The sequence below is a fragment of the Kocuria rhizophila genome, assembly GCF_003667225.1.
In the GTDB taxonomy this organism is placed as follows: Bacteria; Actinomycetota; Actinomycetes; order Actinomycetales; family Micrococcaceae; genus Kocuria; species Kocuria rhizophila.
Map to the genome: position 1 here is coordinate 1 of NZ_RCOM01000193.1, position 383 is coordinate 383.

1 pseudogene is annotated in these 383 nt (G+C 71.0%); it reads left to right on the top strand.

The features are described 5' to 3' along the window. Positions 1–383 (top strand): annotated as a pseudogene (locus D9R02_RS11960) (DUF4032 domain-containing protein); the annotation flags it as partial.

Consider the following 383-nt stretch of genomic DNA (forward strand, 5'->3'; position numbering starts at 1 on the left):
CGCTGGCGCTGCTGATCGTGCAGCTGCACCTCTCCGGCTTCTACTGGGGGGACGTGTCCCTGTCCAACACCCTGTTCCGGCGGGATGCCGGGACCTTCGCCGCCTACCTGGTGGACGCGGAGACCGGTGAGCTGCACCCGGAGCTCACCCGCGGGCAGCGGGGATACGACATCGACCTCGCCCGGACCAACGTGGCCGGGGAGGTCATGGACCTGCTGGCCGGGGAGCACATGCAGCGACGGCTCGAGGAGGCGGGGGTGGACCCGGCCTCCGTGGACCCGTTCGTGATCTCGCAGCGGCTCGTGGAGAGCTACGAGGGGCTGTGGGAGGAGCTCACCGCCACCGAGACGTTCTCCGTGGGCGAGCGCTGGCGCGTGCAGGCC